The sequence below is a fragment of the Pseudomonas sp. YA1 genome (assembly GCF_058680555.1).
On sequence record NZ_JBZWBG010000008.1, the window covers coordinates 170,457 to 196,884 of the forward strand.

The window sequence follows — 26,428 nt, forward strand, 5'->3', positions numbered from 1 at the left end:
TGTCAGGCTGGCTGGTTCGTCTCCAGGTAGGAAATGATTCGCTTCACCGCCAGGTCGGGGTCTTCTGAAAGTGTATCGATCGTTATGTTCGGCTGTGCGGGCGTTTCGTAGATCGAGTCGATCCCGGTGAAGTTTTCGATCTTGCCCGAGCGTGCTTTCCTGTACAGGCCTTTGGGATCTCTTCTCTCGCATTCCGAGAGCGGCGTGTCGACAAAGACCTCGATGAAATGCTCGATGCCGATAAGCTCCCGAGAGAGGCGCCTGTCTCGCGAAAATGGCGAGATGGTTGCCACGATCACGATAAGGCCGGCTTCCAGCAGGATCTTTGCCACTTCCGCGATTCTTCGAATGTTCTCGGTGCGATCTTCGTCGCTGTAGCCAAGGTTTCGGCACAGGCCAAGGCGGAGATCGTCGCCGTCCAGGAGAAACGTATGTTTCTTCTGTTCGAAAAGCGCTAGTTCCAGGGCATTCGCAATAGTGGATTTTCCAGCGCCACTCAACCCGGTCAGCCAGATGACCGCTGGGCGTTGGCGCTTGAGCGCACTGCGTGTCTCGTTATCGATCGATCGTTTTCCATGTTCACGAGGGTTCATCGCTGTTTCTGCCTGGAGGATTGGTTAACTGCATGGGAAGGGGGACCTCCCGAAGTTGGAGTTGGATTCCGTTGGGGGCCGGTACTTCTTCTAATGCGCGGTCAGGGCGTGTTTGTGTAGTTAGTTAAGTTAACGTTGCGCCAAATAAGTGCGTATAAGAAATTTCTTTATTTTCAGTAGGATGTTCTTTCCCTTAGGTATTTAAGCAAGTGGCTGGTTTCACTTGTCTTCCAGCCATGGCCGTGCAGTGTTCGGTCGCGAGGGTGCTGTTGGAGACCGAGAAAACAGGGGAACTCATCCAGTGTTTTCCGGGGCGCAGAGTTGGTCGATGGCATGGCGCAGCTTCGACCGGAACTCACCGAGGTGACGTCCCGATCGGACGAGCCGAGAAAATAGTACCTCTGTGCTATTCGAGCTTCTTCGCCGCGACGCTATAGTCCCGCCCTTGATCCCCGCGTTTCGCGGAAACCGGTTGTGCAGGACGCACGCGACTTGGAAGGAACCATGACTCGGCAATCCGCACTCGCCACCGGCCCGGAGGCCAGCGATTGGTGGCGCTTCGGCAGCGGCGACGAGCCGGCGCGAGTCGTTCTCTGCCGGTGGGCGTTCGCTTGCGGCGTCGAGAAAACCTGCCGCCGCACCGCGCGGAATGGCCGTGGCCGAGCAGGCGAACCGCGCGCAAGCGTCCGGGCAGGACGCCGCGCCGGGCCTGCGAGCCTTCGATCTGCTGCCTGGCAACCCGCCGAAGAACCCTTAGACACGGAGTCAACCCATGCGCCGGATATTCATCGCGCCGTTACTGGCGTCGCTTTCCCTGGGCGGCTGCATCCAGATGGACACGCTGCCCGAGGTCTACGCCCGCAGCCAGTGGAAGGGCCGTTCCGCCGAGGAAGCGATAGCCTTCTTCGGGACGCCGCAGAACATGGAGCGCACCGCCGACGGCTCGCAGGTGGTGATGCAGTGGTACACCGACACCAGCTATTCCCGCTATGAAGTGGTGGGCTCCAGCTCGGAGATGCAGGGCAACGTGATGGTGAACACCAACTACTGGGATACCGTCAACCACCCCAATCGCTGCATCATTTCCGTCACCGTCGACAAGAGCAAGCGGATCACCCAGTTCGAGGCCGACGACGGCGAGTTGCTGCTGTCCCACGGCTGCGCCGGCATGAAGTACGGCCCGCCGTAGGCCTGCGCTCCTCGACCTGCCTTGCCTCAGGAAGCGTGGCTGGCGGCCTCCGGGCGCTCGCGCAGGGCGCGCAGGGTGGCGCGCAATTCCGTGGGGCGCACCGGCTTGGAGAGTAGGGCGATGTCGGTGTCTTCGACGCTGGCCTGGATACGCTCGATGTCGTGGCCGCTGATTACCAGCGCCGGTATCGCCTCTCCGCGTTGCCGCCGTACCCGCTCGATGCACTCGACGCCGGAGGCGTGGGGGCCGAGGTCGTAGTCGACGACGAGGATGTCGCAATCGGTTCGCCAGCCGTCCGCCTCGGTTTCCGCCTGGACCGTGCAGCCCCAGCGTTCGAGCAACGCCGAGGTGGCGCGCAGGACGTTGCGATCATCTTCCACCAGGCACACCCGCAAGCCGGTGAGCAGGCCGGCCTGCAGGGGATCGTCGCGGCGGGGCAGGGCTTGCGCGGCGACCGCCGGCAGGCCGTGCAGGGTCACCGCGGTGCCGCGTCCGACCCGCGAGCGCAGCGTCACCTCGATCCCGGTCAACTGCCCCAGGCGGCGGACGATGGACAGCCCCAGGCCGATTCCCTCGACGTCGCGGTCGCGCGTCTCGCGTACCCGGTAGAACTCCTCGAACACCCGCGGCAGGTGTTCCTCCGCGATCCCCCGGCCCTGGTCGTAGATGGCTACGGCCAGGCCGTCGCCTCGCCGCCGCACGCCGATCAGCAGCGGGCGCTCGGCGGCGTACTTGAGGCTGTTGGAGAGCAGGTTCTGCAGCATGGTGGACAGCAGCCCCGGATCGGTTCGCGTCCACAGGCGGCAAGGGCGCAGGCGCAGTTCCACCCCGGCCCAGCGCGCCGCTTCGGCGTTGCGCCGGACCAGGTCGCGCAGCAACTCGCCCAGGTGGACGTTCTCCTGCTTGGGTTGGAGCCGACCGTTGTCGAGGGTGTAGAGATCGAGAATGGAGCGGAACAGTTGCGAGACGTTGAGCAGCGAGCGGTCGATGTTGTCCACCAGGCGCCGTTCCTCTTCGCCCAGGCGGGCGTCGCGCAGGCAGGCGGTGAACAGGCCGATGGAGTGGATCGGCTGGCGCAGGTCGTGGCTGGCCTGGGCCAGCAGGCGCGATTTCTCCTGGTTCGCCTGCAACGCTTCCTCGGTGGCCTTGCGCGTGCGCTCCAGCAGGAGGTGCGCGTAGAAGGGAATGACGGTACTGGTGGTCATCAGCATCAGCACCATGAACGGCTGTGCCTGCCAGGCCGGGGTCAGTCGATAGATGACCAGTAGCGCGAGCAGCGCCAGGGCAGTGGCGATGGCCAGGTAGCGCGAGCCGTAGCGCATGCCGTTGCCCAGGTTGATCCAGACCATCACCGCGTACAGCGGCAGCGCTGCCTCGCCGCCCACGATCAGGCCGAACGAGGTGCCGGCGTAGTCGTGCAGCATGCAGAAGATCCGCCGCGCCGGGTAGTGCCCCGGCCAGCGCACGATGGCCTGGCGCAGCAGTATGGAGGCGATCAGGAACAGGCCGTAGTAGGCAACGATCGGCAGGTAGGTCTCGACCTTCAGGCCGGGCAGCAGGCCGATCAGCACCACGTAGAGGATCGCGCAGGTGGCCACGATCAGTCGCAGGTTGGCCTGGTCCAGCTCGGTATTCTTCTCGAACTTCATGTGCACCTCCGTGTGCATGGGAGCGCCGCGCGCCTTTTCCTCTGTTTCGCCCCCTTCGTCACGAAGACGGACGAAGGGTGGGCGCGGCGGTAGCGGGCTAAGGTAGCATGCGCGGCGGAAACTGCGACTCCTGGAGACTACAAGAATGACTGGCCGCATCATCGTCGCCGATGATCATCCGCTGTTTCGCGAGGGCATGCTGAGTATCCTCCAGCGCCTGCTGCCCGAGGCCAGGATCGAGGAGGCCGGCGATCTCGCCGGGGTCCTGCGCCTGGCTGGCGAAGGCGAGCAGCCCGATTCGCTGATCCTCGACCTGCGTTTCCCCGGCCTGACCCGCATCGAGATGCTCGCCGACCTGCGCCGCCGGTTCCCGCGCACCACCCTGATCGTCGTCTCGATGGTCGACGACCCGCAACTCATCGGCGAAGTGATGAACGCAGGGGCCGACGGCTTCCTCGGCAAGAGCATCGCGCCCGAGGAACTCGGCCAGGCGATTCTGGCCATCCGCGCCGGGGAAGTGCTGGTGCGCTACGAACCCTCCGGCCTCCTGCCGCTGCAGCCCAGCCCGCGCCTGGAGGGGCTCACCGAGCGCCAGCTGGATGTCCTGCGCCTGCTGGCCCAGGGCAAGAGCAACAAGGAGATCGGCCGCGCCCTGGACATCTCCCACTACACGGTGCGCATCCATGTGTCGTCGCTGCTGCGGGCACTGGACGTGCCGTCGCGGACCGCGGCGGCGGTGAAGTACCGGGCGGCTCTGGGGCATGGCGACGGGGAGTAGCGGCAGCGATGGGCCCGGCGCCGATCAGACGTCGTGCGCCTTGTCCTTCCGCCGGCATGGGGCCTTGGTCCTAACAGGCCAAGACCATGCGGCTCGGCACGTTCAGTAGCGTTGCGAGTATGGCTTGACAGTCGCTTGACTGCCTGAGTGAGACGGCAGCAGGTCCCGACAGAACCACTTCTGGTCAGACAGCGTTTTCAGAATTTTCTGCGCATACGTTCGAAGGGCGACTTGCTAGAGTCCTCGCTCCATGCCCGCGCAGCCGCATTTTTACAAGTGCGCTGTCCAGCTTAAGGAAAAGCAAAATGTTCGCGCCAGCCAATAGTGCGCACTTTGCGCTATCGATCCCCTCCGTACGCAATGACTTCAAGGTACTGGCTTTCGATGGCACCGAAGCCATCAGCACCCTGTATGCCCTCCGTATCGAACTGCTCAGCGAGAACCCCGATTTCGACCTGGAGGGTTTGCTCGGTCAACCGGCATTTCTCCAGTTCGGCCTGAGCGGCGAAGGGATCCATGGGCATATCGAAGACGTGTACGTGGGCGAAGCCGGTAGGCGCCTGGCGCGCTATCACCTGACCCTGGTGCCGGTATTGCACTACCTGCAATTCAGCTTCAACCAGCGCATTTTCCAGCACCTGACAGTACCGCAGATCATCGCACAGGTGCTGGCAGGCCATGGTATCCAGCCTGATGTTTACGTCTTCAATGTCCACTCCAGCCCGGAACGCGAATACTGCACCCAGTACGGTGAAAGCGATTTCGATTTCATCCAGCGGCTGTGTGCCGAGGACGGCATCGCTTGGCACCACCAGCATTCAGCGGATAATCACCTGCTGGTGTTCACCGAGGACCAGGCCTGGTTCCCCGTGCTGGGATGCACGCCATACCGCCAGGATACTGGAACGGTCGCCGATCATCCGGTGGTCAATCGGTTTTCCCAGCGTTTCAGTTCCCGCACCAGCAAGGTAACTCGCCGCGACTACGACCTGCAGCGGCCAAGCCTGTTGCTGGAAAGCCAGTTCACCGCGGAGTTCGAGCCGGCCCTCGAGGACTATCGTTATCCTTCGCCGATCACCACGCTGGAGCGTGGACAGGTGTTGGCCAGACAGGCTCTGGAACGGCATCGTGTCGATTACCAGTTGGCCGAAGGCCAGAGCGATCAGCCGACGTTGCGCAGCGGTCACTTCTTCAAGCTGACCGAGCATCCGCGCAAGACATGCAACGAACTGTGGTTGTTGCTGAGCGTCACGCACTCTGGTCGGCAACCCCAGTCACTCGAAGAGTCCGTGACCGGGGATAGCCAGGCAGAAGACCGCTTCACCCAGGGTTATCGCAATACCTTCACCGCCATTCCATGGGATGTGTTTTTCCGGCCGCCGCTGCTGACGCGCCGGCCCCTGCCGGGGTGCCAGACCGCTCGGGTCACCGGTCCGGCCGGCGAGGAAATCTTCTGTGATGAATACGGGCGGGTGAAGGTCGAGCTGCATTGGGACAGACGGGAACTGGGAAGCGACAAAAGCAGTTGCTGGCTGCGGGTTGCTTCCAGTTGGGCAGGCGAGCGTTTCGGCGCGGTGACCATTCCGCGCATTGGCATGGAAGTGGTGGTGAGCTTCCTCGAAGGCAACCCGGACCGCCCGCTGATTACCGGTGTTGTGCCGAACAAGACCACGCCTGTGCCCTACGCGCTGCCGGCGAACAAAAGCAGAACCGTATTGCGTAGCCGAAGTACGCCGAACAGCGGCGGCTACAACGAACTTTCGATCGAAGACCGGGCAGGCCAGGAAAAGATCTTCCTGCGCGCGCAACGCGATATCGAGCAACTGATCCTCAACGACAGTCACACCAGCATCGGCAATGACCGTCACGAACGGATAAGCCGGGACAGCCGCAGCCTGGTCGAAAACGACCGCTTTGAGCAGGTGAACATGAACAGTTCCAGCCTGATCAAGGGCGATGAGCTGCATACCACCCAGGGTGAGCGCCACACCCGGATCGGCGGCAACGAACTGCTTTCCATCAGCGGCGCCGGCAGCATCGCCGTGGACGGCACCTGGGTCGTGCAAGCCGGATCACAGGCCCGCGTCACCGCCACCAATGTGCTGGTCGATGCCGGCGTGAACCTGACACTCAAGGCCGGTGGACAGCATATCGTCATCAACTCCGCAGGGATTTTCAGCAGCGTGCCGATCGTGCAGGGCGGAGCCCCCATGGCCGGCATCGCACCGCAGCAGGCACTCCAGGCTCTGGCCGAAGCAGCACAGACCGTCGTCGCCAATTCGCTGCCTCTCGTGGCTGCCGCCAGGCAACGCGCCGCGGACTTCTGCCCGCTCTGCGAAATCTGTCGCGATGGACTGTGCCGTGTTGGAGGTGCCGCATGACCACGGCCGAACAATGGCTGCAGAAACAAGGCGAGCTGGGCCGATACCTGTACCTGGTACTGGACTCCGATGGCCAGCTCGACGAGCGCGATGCCTTGCTCGAAGGGCGCGAACCCCATCAGTACGGCAATCTGTATAGCGGTACGCCCGCCAGTTCGCTGGCGGCGATAGGTCCCTACCTGTTCCGGCTCGATGCGCTGGACCATCCGGTCATTCAGGCGTTGCTCAAGTCGCCCGAACGTCATTGGGGCTGGCTGGCCAGCAGCGTGAGCAGTGATCTGGAGTCGCTGGCCCGGCATTGGCGCACTCGCCTGGTAACGGGCGAGCGGCCGAACCAGGCGCTTTATCGCTTTCACGACAGTCGCGTGCTGGGTCGCGCCCTGGCACACCTGCAGCCGGAGCAGCGCCCGGCGTTCCTGGGACCGATCTCCAGCGCGTGCTACTGGCTGGCCGGGCGATGGCTCCATGCCGACAACCCCGCCCCTGGCGACCATCCCGTGCCGGCCGAACCGGCGTGGCTCGTTGTCCCCACGGCTTCGGAGACGGCGGCAGGTATTCAGTTCGACAACGCCTGGCGCTACCTGATCGCCGAGTGGACGGAGCCGTTTGCGGAATTGGCCGGGCAGCGGGATGCCGATGCCTGGCTTCGGGCGCAGTTGGAACTGGCCCGCACATGGGGCTGGCGGGCGCCTGAACAAATCCGCTTTCTACTGCTTCAACGCCTGTTCGCATCGGATGAAGCCCTGCCCAGGTCCTGGTCACCCCTGCCTGACGAAACCCCCACGACGCATTTCGAGCGTGTGTATCAGGAGGTGCGGTTCTGGCAAGGAGACGCCCCCGTATGAACCGCACCCTTAAAAACATGACCCTTGCCAGTTGCCTTGTGCTGGCACAGGGCTGCACTGCCCTGGGCAAGTCCAACAGTTTTACCGTTACGGCGGACCTGCCACCTGAGTTCACTTACGAAGCCACGGCGGCCTATGTCCCGGCCAAAGGTGAGACTTGCACAGTGCCGGGTAGGCGGGATACCAAAATTGGCTACAACTCGGGCCGGGAAAAGTACAAACGTGATTCGAAGATATTGTTACGTCGCACGGTCAGCGGCTGCCCTCTGGTACTGCAGAGCATCGATTTCTATATCTATGGCTGGTACGGCAAGGCTAGGGGGGACTTCGGGCGTGACTCGGCCCTGATCGTCGTACGAGACAAGCTGGTCGAGGTGAAAAAGGGCACTTTCAATGCGGCCGGGGAAAGCGAGTTTGCCGGGCAATGCCAGTGGCTGTTTCGTACAGCCGGGAAGACCCGTGTTCTGAGAAAGCTCCTCGATTGCAAAAGGATGGATGAGACGGGTGTACGGCGCAAAGCGAAACCTTTCGTGGCTTACACCCTGGACCAACTTCCCGGCAAGACGGTGAAGTTGAGGATCAAGCTGGCTGACGAAGAGAGGCCGGGGTGGGGGGACACTTGGGTCAAAGTGCCCGGTGGTTGGAGGCGCTGCATGGGCGAGAGTTTTGACGATCAAAGAGCCTATTGCAACGGCAACTACAAGGATTTCAGCACCTTCAGAATGCCGGATGGGCGCAACTGCACCATCTACCCAGGCTGTACGGAAAACAAGGCGGTGACCCCATGACTCTTGGGCCGATGGAGGAGTGGGATAAGCCGCTCTTCGCTGAGCGTATCCATACCTGCCCGCTGCGCTCGCACTCCAGCAACTTTCAACCCGTGGACGAATAACGTCCAAGACTGCAGTTATTGGCAAGGAGACGCCTCCAGATGAACCGCACCCTTAAAAGCATGACCCTTGCCAGTTGCCTTGCGCTGGCCCAGGGCTGCACTGCCCTGGGCACGTCCAACAGTTTTACCGTTACGGCGGACCTGCCACCTGAGTTCACTTACGAAGCCACGGCAACTTATGTACCGGCCAAAGGTGAAACCTGCACGGTGCCGGGGGGAAAGGATACGCAAATTGGCTACAACTCGGGGCGGGAAAAATATGAACGGGATTCGAAGATATTGTTACGCCGTACGGTCAGTGGCTGCCCCTTGGTACTGCAGAATATCTATTTTTATGTATATGGTTGGTATGGCAAGGATTGGGGGGATTTCGGACGAGACTCAGCAATGATTGCCGTGCGCGAAAAGCTGGTCGAAGTGAAAAAGGGTACTTTTAATGCCGCCGGGGAAAGTGAATTCTCCGGGCAGTGCCAGTTTCTATTCCGCACGGTAGGCAAATTGCGCCGTATCGTAAAAATCCTCGATTGCAAAAGGATGGATGAGACGGGTGTACGGCGCAAAGCGAAACCTTTCGTGGCCTACACCCTGGATCAACTGCCCGGCAAGACGGTGAGGTTGAGGATCAAGCTGGCTGACGAAGAGAGGCCGGGGTGGGGCGACACTTGGGTTAAAGTGCCCGGTGGTTGGAAGCGCTGCATGGGCAAGAGTTTTGACGATCAAAGAGCCTATTGCAACGGCAACTACAAGGATTTCAGCACCTTCAGAATGCCGGATGGGCGCAACTGCATCATCTATCCCGGCTGTACGGAAAACAAGGCGGTGACCCCATGACCCCTGGGCCGATGGAGGAGTGGGAAAAGCCGTTCTTCAGCGAACGTATCCATGCCTGCCCGCGACGCACCCACTCGACCAGTTTTCAACTGGTGGATGAGCGGGGGGATGGCAGGCCCTATGCCGGCCTGGCCTATGAAGTCAGCGATTCTGAGGAGGTTGTCTACCTTGGCATTCTGGACGAAACAGGGACTGGGAAGATCAATCGGCACTATTGCGGGCCGGTGCTGCTCAAGCTTGATAAGAGTTACCAAGGAGGAGATGAGCCTTATAAGGACTTGAGGAATAGACCACATTACCCGCTCCCCATCACTGAACTGCAAGTGCGTGCCGAGAAGACCCGCTTTGTAAACCCTGACGGCGCCCGCACCCGGTCCAACCCCGCCCAAGGCCAGGCCGATTCTTTCTGCCAGGTCGAGGTGAGCGAACTGGTGGAGCACCGGGCCCATCTTCCGCCCCTGGCGCCCCGGTTCTTTCCGCCCCGGCACCAGGTGCATGCGCTGATGCGCCGTCCCTCGGCCGCCATGGCGGAGTTGGGATTTGCTCCCAGGCCTCCCCGGATTCGCGGTATCGCGCTGTTGCCGAACCGGCACCATGTGCTGGAGGTGCGCCCCTTGCGGGCGCTGAGTCCGCTCCTGTCCACGGGCGAAGCGTTCTGCTACCTCAACCTGTACCAGTTGGCGCTGATGTCGACCCTGAGCTATAGCCCGTTTGGCCAGGAACCCGATACGCAACCGGTGGAAACCGACAGTGTGAGCTTTCCGGCGCAACCCAGCGTCGGCAACTGGTTCGGCGATGCCCTGGCCAGGTCCGATGAGCTGTGGCAAGTGGACGCAACTCAGGCCGGCGGGAAGACTTACTACCCCCTGTATGAAGACGTGGCCTACTCCAGGCGCCTGGAGGTCATACCGTTCGACCCCGAGCTATACCCCGAAGTGAACAGCCCCGAGCTTGGGGTGGATCAGGAACATCCGTCCAGGCTCCATTACCTGGACGATGCCAAAAAACGGGATGGTACCGATACGCAAGCCTATATCACCCATAACAATGAGTTGATCCTGCTGGTGGTACGCGGCACCGCGAGTATGGCTGACGTTCTGCGCGATGTGGATGCTGCGCAGACGCCGTTCGAGGAAACCAGCGGCAAGGTACACAACGGGTTTTACGAGTCGGCCAAGGTGGCCATCAAGTTCTTTACAACCTACCTGGATAAGTTCTACAGCGGGCAGAAGCTGGTGATCACCGGCCACAGCCTCGGTGGCGCAGTTGCACTGCTGATCGCCGAGATGTTACGCCACAGGAGCGGTTTCACTTATGACATCGTGCTCTACACCTACGGCAGCCCGCGCGTAGGCGACAAGACCTTCGTGGAAAACGCCAGGCCTCTGGTGCATCACCGCATGGTCAACCAGAACGATCCGGTGCCCAGTGTCCCGGCGGCCTGGATGAAAACGTCCTGGCGCATGTCGGGGGCGGGTGTCCTGCTGATGCTCTTCAACCCTGCCATCGGAGGGGCGGTGGTGCTCCTGAGTCCCGTCAACATCGTCGGCGAGCCTTACACGCACCACGGCAAACTGCGTCATTTCATGCCCGTGTCGTTTGCCGATGGCCACAAGTCCGCGATCCTGTGGACGCCCGGCTGCGAAAGCATTACCGAGCGCGGCGGCGCAGCGGTTTGCGCCAAGGCACTGGCTGCAAGGAATGGCTTGCCGGAGCGAGGCGGGCTGCTGCGGCAGATGCTGGATAATGCCGATCACAAGATGGTCGCCAGCTACATTCCGCATTGCTGGGCTTCCTTGCGCCGTGCACAAGAGGCCTTGGAGGAAGGCCGCACCGTGGTGACCCCGACCGAGTACGAGCGGGTCGGGGAAGCGCTGCAGGACTTCAAGGCGCAGTTGCGGGAAAAGGAGGCGGCGGCCTACGGTTCTGCCAGGGAACAACAGATAATGGGGCCATTGCGCGCTGAAATCGGCAGGTTGCAACAGACCGCTGTGCGACTGAAAGCATTGAGTGTCGAACGTGTCAGCGAGGCCAAGGTCTACGGCCGGGTTGCCGAGCGGCCCGAGGCGCTGGCGGTGAGTCTGGAGCGCTGGCTGGCGCACTCGTTCAATCGCTCGCATGAACAACTCGCGATGGCCCCGCCGGATGCCGACAGCAATGAGCGCGCGATCGCTACCCTGGTAGGCGGCCATGCCCCTGGAGCGGTGTTCGATCTGGATATCGATACGCTTGGATAGAGCGGAGTCAAACAAACCCTATCGAGGGCTCTATCCATATCCGCCTCCCCTCGGCTTTTTGCCTGGGACCTGTTCCAAGCCACATGGGCAGGCGCGCGTTGTAGCGACGTTCGCGCAATACCGACACGTGCTGGCGACGCCCGTCTTTCAGGGCATCGGTTTGAAGCGCGGTGAAGATGCGCAGCAGGCGTGGCTTGTGGGTCATCTCCAGGCCGAGGACCATCGGACAGGCTAGCCGCTCGGCCGCCATCTGCCGTTGGGAGAAATGGCTGGCTGGGCACGGCTTGCCGCGTGGGAGCGGCTCTGAGGCGATGGCGGGTGCGCCGAGGCGCCGGGGCTGTTTTAATGGCGCTCTCTCCATGGCCAAGGAAACGGACACATGCGTAGCCCGCTTGCCACGATCGCCTGCGCCTGCCTGCTGCTCGGCGGCTGCTCCAAGTCCGCCGAGGACAGCGCCAACCCGTTGCTGGGCAAGGATGCCGAGTGCCTCGAGCTGTTCGCCCGCAGCAATGCGCTGTACTGCGACATCCGCGAGGACGAACGCGAATCCCAGGCGAAGGGTACGCCGCGCCGGCACACCGACTACGAGGTAGCCGATGCCGCCTACCTGCTCAAGGCCACCGGGGAGCGCTGCGCGATCGATACGACCTATGTTACGGAGTGTTCGGCGAAGGCCGGGCAGTGGCTGCAGAAGGCCCGCGCCAAGGCGGCGAAGCCCTAGTCGCAGCGCCCGCGCTCAGCGCAGGCGCGTCGCCAGCTCCGCCAGTTCGCCGCGCAGCCAGAGGCTGCCGGCTTCGTCGTCGGCCTGGCGCGACCAGTAGAGATTCAGAGTCACCGCTGGCAGGGCCAGCGGCATCGGCAGCAGGCGGTTACCCAGGCCGCGGTTGATCAGTTCGGCGTAGCCTCGGGTCAGGGTCAGCAGGTAGCCGCCCTGGGCCACCAGCAACGCCGCCGACAGGTAGTGCTGGCAGCGCTGGCGCACCTGGCGGGTCAGGCCGAGGTGGCCGAGGGCCAGGTCTTCGATGCAGATGCCGCGTCGCCGCGAGGTCACCGCGACATGGTCTGCCGCCAGGTACTCCTCCGCACTCAGTTCGCCGGCGAAGCCCGGCCCGGCCATCACGCACAGGCTATCGTCGAGCAGGTGCTGGCGGCGCAGGGCGGCGTCGGTGGGCCGGGCGATCTCGATGGCGAGGTCGATGCGTCCGGCGCCCAGTTCCGCCTTCAGGTCCGCCCAGTGCAGGCTGTTGCAGCGTATCTCGATGCGTGGCGCGGCCTGGCGCAGGTGACCGAGGATCGCCGGGAGCACCAGCGGCTCCAGTTGCTCCGGCATGTTCAACTGGAAGGTCCGCGCGTCGCGCCGAGGGTCGAATGTCTGGCAGCGATTCATGCTGCGGTGCAGGCCGGCGAGGGCGTCATGGATGCCCGGCGCCAGTCGCTCGGCCAGCGGCGTCGGCGCTACTCCGCGTCCCTGGCGAACGAACAGCGGGTCGCCGAGCTGGTCGCGCAGGCGCGCCAGGGCGTGGCTGACGGCCGACTGGCTGAGATGCAGGAGGCCCGCCGCGCGGGTCAGGTTGCGTTCTCGATAGACCACTTCGAAGACCCGGAACAGGTTCAGATCGAAACGGCTGAGGGGCGACCATTCATGTGGCTGATTCATGTTTGCGCGCGCCTGTCTGGGGAAGGCGCCAGCCTAGCAGGCATGCTCGCCGATAGAACCATGCATAGGCTTCATGGATGGCGATGAATAAGCCTCAGTTCTGCCGCTTCCTTCGGCTGCCTAAGATGCCTGCGACGATGACCAATGCGCCGCCGGGCCAGCTCCTTTCGCCGGCCCCCTGACCCGCTCCCCGGAGAACCTGCCGTGACCGTTCCCTTCAACGCCTTGCTGATCGCCAACCGCGGCGAGATCGCCATTCGCATCGCCCGCGCCTGCGCCGACCTGGGTATCCGCTCGGTGGCGGTGTTCGCTGAAGACGATGCCGCTTCCCTGCACGTGCGCAAGGCCGATGTCGCGCTGCCGCTGGCCGGCCGTGGCGTGGCGGCCTATCTCGACATGGATCGGCTGGTCGCGCTGGCCCTGGAGCAGGGCTGCGAGGCGATCCATCCGGGCTACGGTTTCCTCGCCGAGAACGGCGAATTCGCCCGGCGCTGCCAGCGCGCGGGCATCCACTTCGTCGGGCCGCAAGCGGAAGTGCTCGACCTGTTCGGCGACAAGGCTGCCGCGCGTGCCCTGGCCGAGCGCCTGGAGGTGCCGCTGGTGGCCGGGATCAACCGCGCGGTCAGCGTCGAAGAGGCCGAGGCGTTCCTGGAAGGGCTGGGCGATGGCGCCGCGGTGATGCTCAAGGCCCTTGCCGGCGGCGGCGGACGTGGCATGCGCGCAGTGGAGGAGGTCGCGCAACTGGCCGATGCCTACCGCCGTTGCCGTGCCGAGGCGCAGGCGGCGTTCGGCCGGGATGAGTTATACGTCGAGCAACGGGTGGCGCGGGCCCGGCACATCGAGGTACAGGTGCTCGGCGACGGCAGCGGTGCGGTCAGCCACCTCTGGGAGCGCGATTGCAGCCTGCAACGGCGCCAGCAGAAACTGCTGGAGATCGCGCCCAGCCCGGACCTGCCGGAGGCCACCCGCGAGGCGCTGATCGATTGCGCCCTGCGCATGGCCGGCGCGGTGCGCTATCGGGGGATCGGTACCTTCGAGTTCCTGGTCGACGAAGAGCGCCCCGGGCGCTTCTATTTCATGGAAGCCAATCCGCGCATCCAGGTGGAGCACACCGTCACCGAGGAAGTCACCGGGGTCGACCTGCTGCACGCCCAGTTGCGTCTCGCCGCCGGCATGGAGCTTGCCGCCCTCGGCCTGGAGCGACCGCCGGCGATCGGCGGCTGCGCGGTGCAACTGCGGATCAACCTGGAGACCCTGGCGGCCGACGGCAGCGCCCGTCCGGCGGTGGGCACTATCGGCGCCTACGAACCGCCCAGCGGTCCCGGCCTGCGGGTGGACGGCTACGGCTATGCCGGCTATCGGGTCAGCCCCAGCTACGATTCGCTGCTGGCCAAGCTGGTCGTGCGCGGCGCGGATTATCCCGCCGCGTTGCGCCGGGCCTACCGGGCGCTCTGCGAATTCCGCCTGGAGGGCGTGGCGAGCAACCTGGACCTGCTGCGCAACCTTCTGCTGCATCCGGCGGTACAGGCCAACCGGGTCGACACCCGCTTCGTCGAAAGCCACCTGGAGACACTGCTGGCGCCTATCCCGGCGAGCCATCCGCGGCTCCGCGCCGAGTGCCCGCTCGCCGAGGACGCCGCGCCTGCGCGGGTCGAGGCGCCACTCGGCAGCCTGCCGCTGTCGGCGCCGAGCAGCGGGGTGCTGGTGGCCCTGGAAGTGGCCGAGGGCGAACGGGTGCGTGCCGGCCAGCGGGTCGCGATCCTGGAAGCGATGAAGATGGAGTTCGAGGTCAAGGCACCCGGCGGGGGGATCGTCCGGCGGCTCGCGGCGAGCCTCGGGGAGCCTCTGGAGGAGGGCGCGACGCTGCTGTTCCTTGAACCGACGGAGGATGACGACGAGCAGGCACCGACCGAACAGGCGCTGGACCTGGCGCATATCCGCGCCGATCTCGCCGAGGTACTCGAGCGCCAGGCAGCGCTGGGCGACGAGCGTCGTCCGCAGGCGCTGGCCAGGCGGCGCAAGACCGGACAGCGTACCGCGCGGGAGAACGTGCTCGACCTGCTGGACGAGGGCAGCTTCAGCGAATATGGCGGTTTCGCCCTGGCCGCCCAGCGTCGCCGGCGCTCCGCCGAGGAGTTGCTGGAGCTGAGCCCCGCCGATGGCCTGGTCGCCGGCACCGGTACGGTGGGGGCCGCCAGCTTCGGCGTGCAGGCCGCGCGTTGCCTGGTACTGGCCTACGACTACACGGTGTTCGCCGGCACCCAGGGGGTGATGAACCACAAGAAGACCGACCGCCTGCTCGGCCTGGCCGAACAGTGGCGCTTGCCGCTGGTGCTGTTCGCCGAGGGCGGCGGCGGGCGCCCGGGCGATACCGATTTCGTCGGCGTCGCCGGCCTCGATTGCCATACCTTCGTCGGCATGGCCCGGCTCTCCGGGCTGGTGCCGCTGGTGGGAGTGGTCTCCGGTCGCTGCTTCGCCGGCAATGCCGCGTTGCTGGGCTGCTGCGATGTGATCATCGCCACCCGCGACGCCACCATCGGCATGGCCGGCCCGGCGATGATCGAGGGCGGCGGCCTGGGCCGTTTCGCCGCCGAGGAGGTCGGTCCGACGGGCGTGCAGGGGCCTAACGGAGTGATCGACGTACTGGTGGCGAACGAGGCCGAAGCAGTTGCGGTGGCCAGGCGCTACCTCGGCTATTTCCAGGGCCCGCTGGCCGACTGGAGTTGCGCCGACCAGCGCGAGTTGCGCCACCTGGTGCCGGAGAACCGCCTGCGTGCCTACGACATCCGCCAGGCGATCGAGGTCCTGGCCGACCGGGGCAGCGTGCTGGAACTGCGGCGCCAGTTCGCTCCCGGCCTGGTCACCGCGCTGCTGCGCATCGAGGGCCGCGCGTTCGGCCTGATCGCCAACAACCCTGGCCATCTCGGCGGCGCCATCGATGCCGCGGCCGGCGACAAGGCCGCGCGCTTCATGCAGTTGTGCGACGCCTTCGACATCCCGATCGTCTCGCTCTGCGACACCCCTGGCTTCATGGTTGGCCCGGAGGCGGAAAAACAGGCCACGGTGCGCCACGTCTCGCGGATGTTCGTCAGCGCCGCCAGCCTGACGGTGCCGTTCTTCACCGTGGTCCTGCGCAAGGGCTACGGACTGGGTGCCCAGGCCATGGCGGCGGGCAGCTTCCATTCGCCGCTGTTCACCGTCGCCTGGCCCAGCGGCGAGTTCGGCGCCATGGGCCTGGAAGGCGCGGTGCGGCTGGGCTTCGCCAAGGAGCTGGCGGCCGAGGAAGACCCCCAGCGGCGCGAGGCGCTGTTCCGCGGCATGGTCGACAAGGCCTACCGCAACGGCAAGGCGCTGAACATGGCCAGCTACCTGGAGATCGACGCGGTGATCGACCCGGCGGAGACCCGCGCCTGGCTCCTGCGCGGCCTGGCCGTCGCCGGAGAACCGGCGCCGAGGGCGGGGCGCAAGCGGCCGTTCGTGGATACCTGGTAGATGGTCGGCCCGCAGTGCCCTGGCGCCTCAGGACGACGGCGTCGCCTGAACCTGCGCGGCGACCGCCGCCTTGTCGATCACCGACCAGACGCCGGCGATGCGCTCGTCTTCGAATTCGTAGAAGACGTTCTCGGCGAAGCGTACCCGCTGGCCGTTGACCGGGATGCCGAACAGCCGGCCGCTGGGTGTGCAGTCGAAGTGCAGACGGCAGGCGACGCCCGGCGGATCGACGAGCAGGCGTTCGATCTCGAAGCGCAGGTCGGGGATTGCCAGGAAGTCGCCTTCGAGCATCCGCAGGTAGCCGTCGAGTCCGATCTGCACGTCGTTGTAGCGCACCCGGTCATGGACGAAGTCGCCCAGGCGCGCCCAGTCCTGGCGGTTCAGGCAGTCGATGTAGGCGCGGTAGCGCTCGGCGAGTCGGTCACGGGTCATGCGGGTCTCCTTCGAGCTGTCCGGGCGGCATGAGCCAGACCCTAGCAAACCCGCGAGATGCCGTCAGTCGCTAGGCTTCAGCCCAGGCGCATGGACAGCTCGACATCCTCGGCGAAGGGCGTCGACAGGTAGCCGTTGGCCGGCGAGCGGACATGGGCCAGGTACTCGGGACTATGCTCGGCGTTGTCGGCGATCACCAGCGCGCCGGGGCGCAGGCGGCTTTCCAGCAGGGCAAGGACCTCCGGGTAGAGCGCCTTGGCGCCGTCCAGCAGGACCAGGTCGATGCTGTCCGGCAGGTCCTTGGCGAGGGTTTGCAGGGCGTCGCCCTCGCGCAGTTCCACCAGGTCGAGCAGCCCCCCGGCGGCCAGGTTGCGCCGTGCCCGCTCGGCCTTGGAGGGTTCGAACTCGCTGCCGATCAGGCGGCCACCGCCGTTGTCCCGCAGCGCTGCGGCGAGGTGCAGGGTGGATAGACCGAAGGACGTGCCGAACTCGACGATGCTGCGCGCCGAGCTGCTGCGCGCCAGCATGTAGAGCAGGCTGCCGGTTTCGCGGGAGACGGGCAGCGCCAGATCCTTCAGGCGGCCGTAGAGCTCGCGGTATTCGGTCTTGCTGCCCATGAGGCGCTTCAGCTCGGCCTCCGAGAGGTCGGCGAGGGCGGGACTATTGCCCGGTGCGCTGGCTTCGGCTTCGGCTTCGGCGAACAGGCGTTGCAGGAGATCGGCGAGCGGGGCGTTGGTGAGGGTATTCATGGATGGCTCCGGGAATGTTTGAGCGCGTAAGTGCGTGGACCTAGAATGCGACGGATTCATCGCATTCCGCCATTCGCATTCCGGAGCCTTCCATGAGCGACAAGCGAAACCCGCGTATTTCCTCGCGCAAGCAGCCGCAGCAGGCCCGTTCCAGCGAGTTGGTGGCGAGCATCCTGGAGGCGGCTGTTCAGGTTCTGGCCAGCGAAGGCGCGCAACGTTTCACCACCGCGCGGGTGGCGGAGCGCGCCGGGGTGAGCATCGGTTCGCTGTACCAGTATTTCCCGAACAAGGCGGCGATCCTCTTCCGCCTGCAAAGCGACGAGTGGCGGCGCACCACGCGTCTGCTCGGCGAGATCCTCGAGGATACCGCCCGGCCGCCGCTGGAGCGCTTGCGCCGGCTGGTGCTGGCATTCGTGCGCTCGGAGTGCGAAGAGGCGGCGATACGCGTGGCGCTGAGCGACGCGGCGCCGCTGTATCGCGACGCCGACGAGGCGCGGGAGGTGAAGGCGGAGGGCGCGCGGGTGTTCCAGGCGTTTCTCCGGGAGGCCTTGCCGGAGGTCGCCGAGGCCGAGCGCAGCCTGGCCGGCGACTTGCTCACCACCACCCTCGGCGCGGTCGGCAAGCAGTTCTCCGAACAGCCGCGCAGCGAGGCGGAGATCGAGCGTTACGCCGAGGCCCTGGCCGATATGCTCTGCGCCTATCTCGCCGCCCTTGACGAGCGCTGAGGTGCCGTGTGGCCGGAGCAAAACCGTCGCTTGGCCCAGCGGCCCCAGGTGCGCGGCTGGCGCATTCGTAGGCTTGGTGGAGCAGGCTGTATCGGCGGAAGCGACCGGCGCCTGCCGGTCGCGGGAGGGATCAGGCTTCGGCGATGCCGGTGACGACGATGCCGAAGCGGCGCAGCAGCAGTTCCGCCGGCTCGTCGCTTTCCAGCTTGCCGGTGCTGTAGTGGCCCGGCTTGAGGTTGGCCTCGGCCCATTCCAGCAGGTGCTCGGCGACCTCTTCGGGGCTCGGCTTGTGGGGGAACGGTAGGACTTGGCGCTCGGTGGCTTCGTCCTTGCTGTAGGTGATTGCCCAATCGCTCATGGGTAGGCTCCTTGTTTTCGCTGAGTTGGCAGGCCGGCAGGGCCCGAAGGGTAGACCGGCGCGGTCGCGCAAGGGTTGCCCTGGCGCGATGGGCGGTTCCCAGCCGACTGTCGGCCGAGGGCGGAAAACACTTATGATTCAGCCACATGCTTTGTCTGGACCGGTCCCCGATGCTGTCTGCCGTACGGCGCTACAAGTCGATGCTTTCCAGCGCCCTGGCGCGTTGTTTCCCGCGTACCACCGCCTACCTGCAGGCCGAGCGCGAGGCCCGCGAAGCCTTGTTGCAGCCGGCCAAGGCCCGCTCCCGGAAGAACGCCGCGAAGGCCCCGGCCAAGGCCACCGGCAAGCCTGCGAAGGGCGCCGCTCGGGGGACTTCGCGCAAGCCCGCTGCCGCCTCGCGGGGCGCGCCGCAGGGAATCTATCCGGCTGCCGCACTGAAGGTCGACGACTCCCAGGAGCGCGCCATGCGCGAGCAGGTGGCGCAGGCCGCGACGCTCGGCGTGGTCAGCCCGCCGTCCGAGGAACAGTGGGCGATGATCCTCTGCCGCCAGCCGCTGGCGCGGATCTTTGCCGGTGCCGGCTCGGGCAAGTCGACCACCCTGGTCCTGCGGGTGGTGTTCATGCTCTGCCACCTGGGCGTCGAGCCGCAGCGGCTGACGGTGATTTCCTTCACCAACGCCTCCTGCGCGCAGTTGCGCGAACAATTGCTGCGCGTGCTCGCCCATTGGCAGTACCCGTTCGACGCGGCCCAGGCGCGGCAGTGCGTGCGCACTTTCCATTCGGCGCTCGGCAGCCTGGCTCGCGAGGTGCTCGGCAATCCGCGCTGGTTCGAACAACTGGACGACCGCGACCCCGCCGCCGAGCCGGACAACCCCCTTGCCGCCGGACGCCTGCGTCCGGCCCAGCAGCGCCTGCTGAAGCAGGCCTACCAGCAGTGCTACGCGGAAAGCCTGGCGTTCCGCGCCAAGACCCACAAGCTGCTGGAACTGCCGCCGCCGGCGGAGCCGGAAGAGGGCGCGCGGCGGCAGCCGAAGGCGCCGCTGGAGCCGTTCAAGCTGGCCGGCGAGTTCCAGGCGCTGCCGCTGTACGAAGCCTTCCATGCCCAGGCCGGGTTCGCCGAGAGCCTGGGCCTGTGCGTCGAACGCCTGGACAGCGGCAAGCTGGAATGCGGGCTGCGCGAGAAGATTTTCGTTGAAGCCATGGCACTGTTCTGGGCGAGGTTCCAGGCGCTGTTGCGCGAGGAGGGCCTGATGACCTTCGACGCCGCGTTCCAGCAGCTCGGCGAGCGGATGGCCGGCGGGGCTCTGGCGGAAACGGCGCTGGCGCCGTTCACCCATCTGCTGATCGACGAGTTCCAGGATGTCTCGCCGCAGATCGTCCTCTGGCTACAGGCGTTGCACCGTCGCCTGGCAACCCAGGGCACCGCGCCGAGCCTGATGGCCATCGGCGACGACTGGCAGTCGATCTACGGCTGGCGCGGCAGTTCGCCGGAGCTGTTCATCGACTTCGACCGGCACTTCCCCTCGCGTGGGCGGGGACGCAAGAGCGCGCTGCTGGTGCTGGAAACCAACTACCGCTCCGTCGAACCGATCATTCGCGACGGCGAGAAGGTGCTGGCCGGGGTGCGTTTCAAGCAGGACAAGACCTGCCGCGCGTTCCGCCCGATCCAGCCGGGCGACCATGGCGTGAAGCTGGTGCAGCGTTTCGACCTGCGTGCGCAACTGCCGAAGCTGCTGGCGGAAATCCGCGCCCAGTGCGAGCACGCCGCCGCTCGCGAAAGCAGCGAGCGCACCGCGGTGCTGTTGCTGAGCCGGCGCAACGAGCCGTTGCAGGCGATCCAGGCGGAGTTGGATCGCGCGCTGCCGGTGAAGGGCATGACCATCCATCGCGCCAAGGGCCTCCAGGCCGAAGTGGCGATCGTCGTCGACGACTGCCTGCCGGGCGAGAAGCATCCGTTGCGCAACGCGCTGTACGCGGCATCGGGCTTCTTCCGCAACAGCTACGACCAGGCCATGGAGGACGAAAGCCTGCGCCTGGCCTACGTGGCGATCACCCGTGGCGTCAGCCGGGTGCTCTGGTACACGCGCAAGGCGCAGGGCGCCACGGCTCTGTTGGCCCGACGCTGAGACGACTGTCTCGGCGGGCTACGCCTGGCGCTGCATCCAGGCGCTGAACGCGCGCAGGCGCTCGATGAACGCCGCCGGGTCTTCGACCTGGCCGTCCAGCACGGACTTGAAATATTCCAGGGCCGGCGCCTGTCCGGGGTGCCGCGCGCGAAACAGCGCCAGGTAATGCTCCAGGGTCTCCGGCCAGACGCTCTCCGTCTCCCCGCGAAGGATGTCGCTGGAGCGGATCAGCTTCTTCGCCGCTTCCCGTTGCAGGCGGCGGCGCTCCTCCTCCGAGGACGCGCTTTCCAGGCGTCGCGCATAGTCTTCCAGCACCTGCGCATAGTCGCCGTTGAGGGCCAGGGCGATGGCTTTCGCCGGACGCAAGGGCGGCAGGGCGCTGGCCAGGTCTTCGCCCCACAGGCAGCGGCAGCGGTGCTTGAGCCAATAGCCCCAGCTATCGCGGTTGGCCGGATCGCGGGCCTGGTCCAGGTGGCCGATATCGAAATCGATCTTGCTGACTTCCGGGTGGCGCGCCTGCAATGCCAGGCGTGCGGTTTCCAGTTGCGCGGCCAGTTCGGGGCTGGGCGGGTCGCGCAGGACCAGGGTCAGGTCGAGGTCGGAGCGCCCCGCGTTGGCCTCGCCGCGGGCGACGCTGCCGTACAGGTAGACGCTGTGCAAGGCCCGCTCGAACGGAGGCCGGGCCAGGGTCCGGCGCAGGTCGTCGAGCAGGGGGCGAAAGGCCGCCTGCGGTTCGACGCGTGGCGGCAGGGGGATGAAGCCATCGGGCATGTCCATGCCGACAGCCTAGCGGCACGCCGCCCGCGCGTCGATCAGCCTGCGTTGCGGAACAGCAGCGCCTTGAGGCCCGCCGCGGGATCGACATCGGGGAACTCCGACGGGTTCTCCAGGCGTTCGACGAAGTGCAGCGACGGCGCCTCGCGGGCGGTTTCCTCGAGGAGGAAGTCGGGGCCGATGGCTGGGTCGTTGATACAGGCCAGCAGGGTGCCGCCGGGCACCAGCAGTTCCGGCAGGCGGCGGAGGATCCTGCGGTAGTCCTGGGTCAGGACGAAGCTGCCTTTCTGGAAGCTCGGCGGATCGACGATCACCAGGTCGTACGGGCCGAGCTTGCGCAGCTTGCCCCAGGACTTGAACAGTTCGTGGCCGAGGAAGCTCACCCGGCCGAGGTCGTGGCCGTTCAGGCGGTGATTGTCGCGGCCGCGGTTGAGCGGGCCGTGGGCCATGTCCAGGTTGACCACCTGGCTGGCGCCGCCGGCAATGGCCGCCACCGAGAAGCCGCAGGTGTAGGCGAACAGGTTGAGCACGCGGCGGCCGGCGGCCTGCTCCTGCACCCAGCGGCGGCCCAGGCGCATGTCGAGGAACAGCCCGGTGTTCTGGTTGCGTCCCAGGTCGAGGCGGAAGCGCAGTCCGTTTTCCACGATGTCCCAGGTTTCCAGCGGCTCGCCCGACAGCCATTCGCAGGCGCTGTCTGGGCGGTAGCGGTGCTGCAGGACCAGGTGCCGGCCCTGGCTCGCAGCCCAGGCCGGCGCCGTGGTCAGTTGCCCCAGGGTCCGACGCAAGGCCTCCAGTTCCTCCGGCTGCGGCTCCTTGAACAGAGTCACCAGCAGGACGCCCTGCAGCCAGTCCGCGGTCAATTGTTCCAGGCCCGGCCAGCAGCGGCCGCGACCATGGAACAGACGGCGGGTCTCCGCCGGCGCCGGGGACAGCGCGGCGAGCAGGTGCTGGAGGAGGGTATCGAGGGCTTCGCGATTCATGACGGTTCGGCGTTGAAAAAGGGGCGGATTCTACCCGTTGCGTGACGGACAGTCCGCCCCTTCGCTTCAATCGGGCGTCGCGGGCGCAGGCGCGGCGCTGGCCGGACCGCCATCCTGGATCATCAGCAGGCTCTGTGGCGAGGACAGCGCGATGCCTTCGCTGCGCAAGCGGTCGAGGATGGTGAAGAGCAGGTCGCTGCGCGCGCCGGCCACCGAACGCGGGCTGTTGACGAAGCCGCTGGCGTTGAGCACCAGGCCGTTGCTGGCGAGATCCTTGAACGTCACCGAGGGCGCCGGTGCGTCGAGGATCGCCGGGTGTTCGGCGAAGGCCTGCAAGAGCAGTTCGCGGACCTTCATCGCGTCGGTGTCCAGCGGCAGGGTCAGGTTCACCCCGACCACCCCGAGGGCATTGCCCATGGTCACGTTGCGCACGGTCTGGGAGATGAACTGCGAGTTCGGCACGATCACCGTGGAGCGGTCGCCCATCTGGATCTCGGTGGCGCGCACGTTGATCCGCCGGATATCGCCCTCGACCCCGCCCAGGCTGACCCAGTCGCCGACCTTCACCGGCCGCTCGGTCAGCAGGATCAGGCCGGAAATGAAGTTCTGCACGATGGCCTGCAGGCCGAAGCCGATGCCTACCGAGAGGGCGCTGACCACCCAGGTCAGGCTGGTCAGGTTGATGCGCAGGGTGGACATCACCAGCATCGCCAGGAGCACGAAGCCGAGGTAGCCGACCAGGGTCACCAGCGAGGCGCGCATGCCGGCGTCCATGTTGGTTTCCGGCAGCAACCGCTCGCTCAGCCAGCGCTTGACGATGCGCAGGGCGAACAGGCCGCCGACGAACAGCAGCAGGGCGACCAGGATGTCCTGCGGGACGATGTTCAGGTTGCCCAGGGTCTTGCTGCTTTCGCCCAGTTGGGCGAAGCCCTGCAGCAGTTCGCTGGGGCTTGAGCCGACCGGAAGGAAGGCCAGCAGCAGCGCGGTGAGCAGCAGCAGGGTGCGGCCGACCCCGGCCAGCACCGTGCTGGCCTGGGCCTGGTGGCGCGGCGACAGGCCGAGCGCATTGGCCAGCGCCAGGCCGCTGGGGTGCTTGGGCGAGAGCAGGGTTTCGCAGATGTCGCCGAAGAAAGCGATCAGCAGGTAGGTGGTGGCCGCGATCACGCTGATCCACAGCAGCTTGCCGGTGAGGAAGTAGGCCAGCGACAGGTAGCCGGTGAACAGGGCGAGGAGGATCGCCGCGATCCATACCGAGGCGACGAAGGGGATCAGCCCGGCGATCCCGCCTGGCCGCTCCAGGTCGTGCTTGCGCCGCACATGGTGGTAGCGCAGCAGGGCGGCGGCGAAGATCAGCGCGGTGACCAGCGCGGTCAGGCCGTTGAGGGCGACGGTCAGGGCCAGGCTGGTGCCGGTGACGCTGTTGATCCGTTCCTCGGTGGCCACCAGCATCAGCGCCACTGCGAGGATCGCCGGGAACGGGCCGAGGGCGCTGGCGATCCTGTCCGGGATCGCCGGCAGCCGCCAGGATGGTCGCGGCAGCATCAGCAGGGCGCGGCCGAGGCCGGCGATGAAGGCGCAGAAGGTCGCCAGGCTCACCAGTTGATCGGTCAGGCTGGCCATGTCGGGGCTCAGGCTGGCGTTGCTTTCCAGGCCCCAGCGCATCAGCGACACCGCGCCGACGATGGTCAGGATGGTCGCCAGCCCGACCGCCAGGGCCAGGGCGCTGCGCCGCAGGCGGCCTTCCGGCAGCCAGCGGATCATCGCCCAGGTAAGCATGCGCTCCAGCAGGCGGCGGCCGAAGCTCCAGATCAGCACGGTGGCCAGCAGGGTTCCGGCGAAGGCCCAGCGGTGTCCGGGCGCGATGGCGCTGTCGAAGGCGACCAGGGCCTCCGCCTTCAGCTTGTCCAGCCGGCGCAGGTCGTCGTCGGTGGGACGGATCAGGGTCGACCAGAAGCTCGGGCTGAACGGTGTCGCCGCGCGGCTGCTGATCTGCGAGTTGAACAGGCTGCGGCGCAGGTTGACGATCTGTGCTGCCAGGTCGCGGGACGACTGGCCGAGCTGGGTGGCCTGGCGTTCGTCGTCGAGCAGGGCGTTCTTCTGCCGGGTCAGGGCCTGGCGCTGGGCGGCGAGGCTTTCCGCCTCGTCGGGCTGCGGCGGGCCGATCACTTTCAACTGATCGTCGAGCCGCTCGATGTCGGCCACCCGCAGCGCGAGCAGGGCGTCGGCCTGGCGCTGGACTTGCAGCGCGCTCTGGCGCAACTCGGCGAGGAGGTCGTCGCTGGCGTCAGTGGTGACGCGCTGGCGGATCAGGTCGAGTTGCGCGTTGAGCTGGTCGAGGCTGGCGTCCTCGGCCAGGGCGGGCGGCGCTTCCAGGTCGACGGCCGCCTGCGGAGCCGGCCTGGCGGCCCAGGCCTCGCTGCCCAGGCTCAGGAGCAGGCCCAGGGCCATGGCGAACTGGCAGAGCAACATATGCAGGCTGGCGCGCCTCATCGAATCCCCCTTTCGATCCTGACTGGCTCAAGCAGTATGGACCGGCGCGGACGCCGAGTAATTCCCCGCGTCGATAATCGCCAGGCGGCGCTAAAGGGACATGGATTCTGGCCATATCGATCCCTTTTTGGCCGCCGCCGCCGTTTTGCCGCGACCGCGCGCTGGGCAGAATCCCTCCACCAAGAACAAGAAACCTGCGAGGTCTCTCCATGCTGAGCGTCTACAGCGACGATCATCGTCTGCACTTCGGCCAGTCGGAACTGGTCGACGGCAAGCTGCAACCCTGTTTCGAAATGCCCAGCCGGGCCGACACCGTGCTGGCCCGGGTGAAGTCGCAGAACCTTGGCGAGGTGATCGCGCCGAAGGATTTCGGCCGCGAGCCACTGCTGCGCATCCACGACGCCGCCTACCTGGACTTCCTCCAGGGCGCCTGGGCCCGCTGGACCGCCGAAGGCCACAGCGGCGACCTGGTGTCCACCACCTTCCCCGGCCGCCGCCTGCGCCGCGACGGGCCGATCCCCACGGCGCTGATGGGCGAGCTGGGCTACTACAGCTTCGACACCGAGGCGCCGATCACCGCCGGCACCTGGCAGGCCATCTACAGCTCCGCCCAGGTCGCGCTGACCGCCCAGGAGCATATGCGCCAGGGCGCCCGCAGCGCCTTCGCTCTCTGCCGTCCGCCGGGCCATCACGCCGGTGGCGACTTCATGGGCGGCTACTGCTTCCTCAACAATGCCGCCATCGCCACCCAGGCGTTCCTCGACCAGGGCGCCCGGCGCGTGGCGATCCTCGATGTCGACTACCACCATGGCAACGGCACCCAGGACATTTTCTACCGCCGCGACGACGTGCTGTTCGCCTCGATCCATGGCGATCCGCGGGTCGAATACCCGTACTTCCTCGGCTACGCCGACGAGCGCGGCGAAGGCGCCGGCGAGGGCTGCAACCACAACTATCCGCTGGCCCACGGCAGCGGCTGGGACCTCTGGTCGGCGGCGCTCGACGACGCCTGCGTGCAGATCGCCGGCTACGCCCCGGATGCCCTGGTGATTTCCCTTGGCGTGGACACCTACAAGGAAGACCCGATCTCCCAGTTCAGGCTGGATTCGCCGGACTACCTGCGGATGGGCGAGCGCATCGCCCGGCTGGGCCTGCCGACCCTGTTCATCATGGAAGGCGGCTATGCGGTGGAAGCCATCGGCATCAACGCGGTCAACGTGCTGCAGGGCTACGAAGGCGCGGCCCGCTGA

At 66.0% G+C, this 26,428-nt stretch carries 21 protein-coding genes and 1 pseudogene; 13 read left to right on the forward strand and 9 right to left on the reverse strand.

What is annotated here, in order from left to right:
- Nucleotides 1-2 precede the first annotated feature (2 nt).
- Entirely contained in the window at nt 3-593 is a 591-nt protein-coding gene (cysC, locus tag AC4OR5_RS13395) for an adenylyl-sulfate kinase (protein ID WP_023085039.1), read from the reverse strand.
- A 504-nt stretch (nt 594-1,097) separates the two neighbouring features.
- On the opposite strand from cysC, the pseudogene AC4OR5_RS13400 reads away from it, so the two are divergent.
- Both AC4OR5_RS13400 and AC4OR5_RS13405 read left to right on the forward strand, forming a co-directional pair.
- Nucleotides 1,098-1,350: pseudogene (locus AC4OR5_RS13400) on the forward strand (hypothetical protein).
- A 15-nt stretch (nt 1,351-1,365) separates the two neighbouring features.
- On the forward strand, nt 1,366-1,782 hold the full coding sequence (locus AC4OR5_RS13405) for a hypothetical protein (RefSeq protein WP_003086969.1): 417 nt from the start codon (nt 1,366-1,368) through the stop codon (nt 1,780-1,782).
- Nucleotides 1,783-1,808: 26 nt separating this feature from the next.
- Here AC4OR5_RS13405 and AC4OR5_RS13410 read toward each other — a convergent pair whose 3' ends face one another.
- Entirely contained in the window at nt 1,809-3,431 is a 1,623-nt protein-coding gene (locus tag AC4OR5_RS13410) for a two-component system sensor histidine kinase (RefSeq protein WP_058160555.1), read from the reverse strand.
- A gap of 145 nt (nt 3,432-3,576) precedes the next feature.
- Between AC4OR5_RS13410 and AC4OR5_RS13415 the strand changes: the two genes are divergently transcribed.
- The 7 genes from AC4OR5_RS13415 to AC4OR5_RS13445 all read left to right on the forward strand — a co-directional run bounded on the left by AC4OR5_RS13415 (nt 3,577) and on the right by AC4OR5_RS13445 (nt 12,116).
- Nucleotides 3,577-4,209 carry a response regulator gene (locus AC4OR5_RS13415; protein WP_009876145.1) on the forward strand — a complete coding sequence of 211 codons (633 nt, stop codon included), beginning with the start codon at nt 3,577-3,579 and terminating at the stop codon, nt 4,207-4,209.
- A gap of 305 nt (nt 4,210-4,514) precedes the next feature.
- Nucleotides 4,515-6,590, forward strand: coding sequence for a type VI secretion system Vgr family protein (locus tag AC4OR5_RS13420; RefSeq protein WP_058160557.1), 2,076 nt, complete (start codon nt 4,515-4,517; stop codon nt 6,588-6,590).
- Nucleotides 6,587-7,435: a DUF4123 domain-containing protein gene (locus tag AC4OR5_RS13425; RefSeq protein WP_058160560.1), complete on the forward strand. Its 849-nt coding sequence runs from the start codon at nt 6,587-6,589 to the stop codon at nt 7,433-7,435. The genes AC4OR5_RS13420 and AC4OR5_RS13425 overlap by 4 nt, the downstream gene beginning before the upstream one ends.
- The gene (locus AC4OR5_RS13430; protein WP_058160562.1) at nt 7,432-8,223 is read left to right on the forward strand and encodes a hypothetical protein; all 792 of its coding nucleotides are present in this window, start codon (nt 7,432-7,434) and stop codon (nt 8,221-8,223) included. Before AC4OR5_RS13425 ends, AC4OR5_RS13430 begins: the two co-directional genes overlap by 4 nt.
- Before the next feature lie 143 nt (nt 8,224-8,366).
- The gene (locus AC4OR5_RS13435; RefSeq protein ID WP_058160564.1) at nt 8,367-9,158 is read left to right on the forward strand and encodes a hypothetical protein; all 792 of its coding nucleotides are present in this window, start codon (nt 8,367-8,369) and stop codon (nt 9,156-9,158) included.
- A complete protein-coding gene (locus AC4OR5_RS13440) occupies nt 9,155-11,395 on the forward strand; it encodes a lipase family protein (RefSeq protein ID WP_058160566.1) in 2,241 nt (746 codons plus the stop codon). Before AC4OR5_RS13435 ends, AC4OR5_RS13440 begins: the two co-directional genes overlap by 4 nt.
- A gap of 379 nt (nt 11,396-11,774) precedes the next feature.
- Nucleotides 11,775-12,116, forward strand: coding sequence for a hypothetical protein (locus AC4OR5_RS13445; RefSeq protein WP_003086981.1), 342 nt, complete (start codon nt 11,775-11,777; stop codon nt 12,114-12,116).
- Between the two features lie 15 nt (nt 12,117-12,131).
- Here AC4OR5_RS13445 and AC4OR5_RS13450 read toward each other — a convergent pair whose 3' ends face one another.
- Entirely contained in the window at nt 12,132-13,052 is a 921-nt protein-coding gene (locus tag AC4OR5_RS13450; protein ID WP_015503220.1) for a LysR family transcriptional regulator, read from the reverse strand.
- A 204-nt stretch (nt 13,053-13,256) separates the two neighbouring features.
- Between AC4OR5_RS13450 and AC4OR5_RS13455 the strand changes: the two genes are divergently transcribed.
- On the forward strand, nt 13,257-16,544 hold the full coding sequence (locus AC4OR5_RS13455; RefSeq protein WP_058160568.1) for an acetyl-CoA carboxylase family protein: 3,288 nt from the start codon (nt 13,257-13,259) through the stop codon (nt 16,542-16,544).
- Nucleotides 16,545-16,571: 27 nt separating this feature from the next.
- On the opposite strand, the gene AC4OR5_RS13460 is transcribed toward AC4OR5_RS13455, so the two are convergent.
- A complete protein-coding gene (locus AC4OR5_RS13460) occupies nt 16,572-16,976 on the reverse strand; it encodes an ester cyclase (RefSeq protein ID WP_003086989.1) in 405 nt (134 codons plus the stop codon).
- 77 nt (nt 16,977-17,053) lie between these two features.
- Nucleotides 17,054-17,725 (reverse strand): O-methyltransferase, encoded by a 672-nt coding sequence (locus AC4OR5_RS13465; RefSeq protein ID WP_015503218.1) that lies wholly within the window; start codon nt 17,723-17,725, stop codon nt 17,054-17,056.
- Between the two features lie 92 nt (nt 17,726-17,817).
- Between AC4OR5_RS13465 and AC4OR5_RS13470 the strand changes: the two genes are divergently transcribed.
- Nucleotides 17,818-18,450, forward strand: a complete 633-nt coding sequence (locus tag AC4OR5_RS13470; protein WP_034020700.1) for a TetR/AcrR family transcriptional regulator — start codon at nt 17,818-17,820, stop codon at nt 18,448-18,450.
- Nucleotides 18,451-18,580: 130 nt separating this feature from the next.
- Here the strand turns inward: AC4OR5_RS13470 and AC4OR5_RS13475 are convergent, their stop codons facing one another.
- Nucleotides 18,581-18,808: a hypothetical protein gene (locus AC4OR5_RS13475; protein WP_003082927.1), complete on the reverse strand. Its 228-nt coding sequence runs from the start codon at nt 18,806-18,808 to the stop codon at nt 18,581-18,583.
- Between the two features lie 170 nt (nt 18,809-18,978).
- On the opposite strand from AC4OR5_RS13475, the gene AC4OR5_RS13480 reads away from it, so the two are divergent.
- On the forward strand, nt 18,979-20,934 hold the full coding sequence (locus AC4OR5_RS13480; RefSeq protein WP_058160570.1) for a UvrD-helicase domain-containing protein: 1,956 nt from the start codon (nt 18,979-18,981) through the stop codon (nt 20,932-20,934).
- Between the two features lie 18 nt (nt 20,935-20,952).
- Here AC4OR5_RS13480 and AC4OR5_RS13485 read toward each other — a convergent pair whose 3' ends face one another.
- From AC4OR5_RS13485 to AC4OR5_RS13495, 3 genes are all read right to left on the reverse strand, one after another.
- Nucleotides 20,953-21,711, reverse strand: a complete 759-nt coding sequence (locus AC4OR5_RS13485) for a nucleotidyltransferase domain-containing protein (RefSeq protein ID WP_058160572.1) — start codon at nt 21,709-21,711, stop codon at nt 20,953-20,955.
- Between the two features lie 35 nt (nt 21,712-21,746).
- Nucleotides 21,747-22,688: a class I SAM-dependent methyltransferase gene (locus AC4OR5_RS13490; protein ID WP_058160574.1), complete on the reverse strand. Its 942-nt coding sequence runs from the start codon at nt 22,686-22,688 to the stop codon at nt 21,747-21,749.
- A 66-nt stretch (nt 22,689-22,754) separates the two neighbouring features.
- Complete coding sequence (locus tag AC4OR5_RS13495) at nt 22,755-25,178, reverse strand: DUF3772 domain-containing protein (RefSeq protein ID WP_031685999.1); 2,424 nt, start codon at nt 25,176-25,178, stop codon at nt 22,755-22,757.
- A gap of 209 nt (nt 25,179-25,387) precedes the next feature.
- Here AC4OR5_RS13495 and aphA point away from each other — a divergent pair, with 209 nt between their 5' ends.
- Nucleotides 25,388-26,428 carry an acetylpolyamine amidohydrolase AphA gene (aphA, locus tag AC4OR5_RS13500; RefSeq protein WP_043080647.1) on the forward strand — a complete coding sequence of 347 codons (1,041 nt, stop codon included), beginning with the start codon at nt 25,388-25,390 and terminating at the stop codon, nt 26,426-26,428.